General features: G+C 48.3%; 2 protein-coding genes and 1 pseudogene. 2 read left to right on the top strand and 1 reads right to left on the bottom strand.

All coding sequences use genetic code 11. The features are described from left to right. Positions 1-2,513 (top strand): RHS repeat protein (locus IQ241_RS25080; protein WP_193912523.1); only part of this gene is annotated, 2,513 nt, incomplete at its 5' end. 52 nt (positions 2,514-2,565) lie between these two features. Then, positions 2,566-2,745 (top strand): annotated as a pseudogene (locus IQ241_RS25915) (transposase); the annotation flags it as partial. A gap of 4 nt (positions 2,746-2,749) precedes the next feature. Here the strand turns inward: IQ241_RS25915 and IQ241_RS26895 are convergent. Continuing rightward, a partial coding sequence (locus IQ241_RS26895) for a transposase (protein ID WP_193912521.1) occupies positions 2,750-2,867 on the bottom strand: 118 nt, incomplete at its 5' end.

Below are 2,867 nucleotides of genomic sequence, written 5' to 3'. Positions count from 1 at the left end.
ATAACCTGAGCGGTTTTACAGATGCTCGCGGCAACGATATTCTCTACGGCTATGACAGTCGCGGCAATCTCACTAGCATTACCTATGAAGATGGAACTCAAAACAAATATCTCTATGATGCCAATGGATTGTTAACGAAGTCTGTCAATCGTCGCGGTCAGGAGATTGCCTACGAGTATAATGACCAGTATCAAATCACCAAGGAAACTGATAGCGATGGATCGATTCTTACATATGAATATACCGGAACTAACGGCTCTCTTACTTCTATTAGCAATGATATTAGTGGGAAGACTACCCGATTCAACTTTAACCAAGCCGAAGAGAATCTCGATATCAGCAATTCTAATGGGCTTATATCTAGTTATGATTTTGATGAGCTAGGTAGAAAAACTCAAATTACTATTCAAGATGGTGCAAATACTTACACAACCAACTATGGCTACGATCACCTGGGCAGGTTAGATAAGCTAACCGATGGCGATGGTAATTTAATTGTTGACTATGATTACCACAGCGCTACGGGAAGATTAGCAAAGGAAACTAATGGTAATGGTACTTACACGACCTACAGCTACGACCTTGTAGGACAGTTGATTAGCCTGGTCAACTCTAGGGCTGATGATACGGTCAACTCTCGCTTCGATTACACCTACGACAGTTTGGGCAGACGCACCGCAGTAGCGACTCTAGATGGAACCTGGAGTTATACCTACGATTTAGCGGGGCAGCTGACCGGTGCGGTGTTTGCTTCAACCAATCCTGACATTCCCAGTCAAGATTTGACCTATGTTTACGATGCTGCGGGCAATCGCATTCAGTCCATAGTCAATGGAGTCGCAGAAAATTACAGCGCCAATAACCTCAATCAGTACGAAAGCGCCGGGACAACAAACTACAGTTACGACCTAGATGGAAATCTAGTTGCTAAAATTCAAGGCGACCAAACCTGGGCCTATAGCTACAACGACAGCAATCGCTTGGTTGAAGTGGTCGATTCAGATAGCAACGTTACCCAGTACGAATATGATGCTTTTGGCAATCGCACTGCCACGGTTTACAACGGTCAGCGCACGGAGTATCTAATCGATCCCTTTGGCTATGGAGACGTACTTGCTGAATATGACGATAGCGGTAACCTAGTGGCCCGATACAGCCACGGTATAGGCTTAGTGAGCCGCACTGATGCCAGCAGCGATACGGCTTTTTATGACTTTGACGGCACTGGTTCAACAGCAGGGCTGACAGGTACAGCCGGAACGAACCTTAACAGCTACAGCTATCGTCCATTTGGAGAAGATTTCTATGAGATAGAGACCATTGACAATTCCTTTGAGTTCGTCGGACAGTGGGGCGTTACCGAAGAAGCCAACGGTTTGGACTTTATGCGGGCAAGGTTTTATGACAGTGACACGGGAAGGTTTGTAGCTAGTGACCCGATTGGTCTGCAAGGAAAGGATACTAACTTTTATCGGTATGTAAATAACGATCCGATCAGCTTTATCGACCCAGAAGGCACTATTATTGTAGCACCTGCTGCTGTTGGATTATCCATAGTGGGTGGTCTTGCTGGTGGAACTGCCATTGGTTTTGCTGCTACTAAGTTCGGTGGTGAGACAGGTAGTATATTTGCGTCGAGTGCTGCTTTAGCAGCCTTCGCAGCATCACGATATATTCCTGTGCCAGTAGTTAGCACAGGTCTTGCTTCTTTAGGGGCAGGACTAGCTTTTGGAGCAAACATAGGTTCAAAATTTGATATATCATCTCTTGGAATTCCTCCCGCTGCAGCAGCAACACCACCACCCTATGCCAATGACGCAAGCAATGGGTTTGACGCAGGGGTAGGCCACGCAAGACCACCGCGAGTAGACCCGCTAATTCTCGACCTCGACGGCGATGGGATTGAGCTAACAGCCCTAGAAACTTCGACGACCTACTTTGACATCGATGGCGATGGCTTCCGCGAAAGGACGGGCTGGGTGCAGTCAGACGACGGACTGCTAGTGCTCGACCGCAATGGCGACGGCTTTATCAATGACATCTCAGAACTGTTTGGCAACCCGACAACCAGCGGCTTTGTTGAACTCCAGGCCATTGATGACGATGCCAACGGCTTTATTGATGCTGCCGATGCTAACTTTTCTAAGCTTCAGGTGTGGCGAGACCTCGACCAGGATGGGCGATCCGATGTCAACGAACTCTATACGCTAGAAGAACTTGGCATTACTCGCATTAGCGCTATTCCTACCAGCACCAACCTTATCAACGCAGGCAACCAAATTGTTGGCACAACTTCCTTTGAGCTAGCCGATGGCACCGAGCAGGAAATGGTAGAAGCCTGGCTATCGGTCAGTCAGCTGAATTCCTACTACGATCATCGCTCCACTTTCAACGAACCAGTAATCTTCACCGAAGAAATCCTGAACCTACCCAATCTGCGCGGCTACGGCAACCTACCCAATTTACAAGTTGCCATGGCTTTGTTGCACAAATCGTTCGATAGGCAGTTGTGATGAGCAAGAATAAATCGATACGGTTGAGATAATAGTCGAAGTAAGGGAGAGCATGACAAGCCGCTACCGCATCTGCAACTGGTCAGAGTATAACGCCGCCTTGGAGGCCCGAGGGAGCCTGACCGTTTGGATAGATGAAGGGGTGCTGAGCGCCTGGAAGAACAAGCAAAAGACTGGCAAGCGAGGCGCGTCGAATACCTACAGTGACCTAGCGATAGAGACCTTGCTGACCAAAATCATTGGGATTCAAGCCCCGCCCTTCCAGGGCGGCTTTGAGTTTGGATGTATTGCTTCAGGATCTCCAAAGGAGCACCGCCTACAGAGCCAGCCGAATAGCTAGGACTCCACAGCGCC

The sequence above is a fragment of the Vasconcelosia minhoensis LEGE 07310 genome (assembly GCF_015207255.1).
Taxonomy (GTDB): Bacteria; Cyanobacteriota; Cyanobacteriia; order Phormidesmidales; family Phormidesmidaceae; genus Vasconcelosia; species Vasconcelosia minhoensis.
The sequence above is the reverse complement of the archived record's forward strand: the minus strand, read 5'-3'. Positions and strand labels throughout refer to the sequence as shown.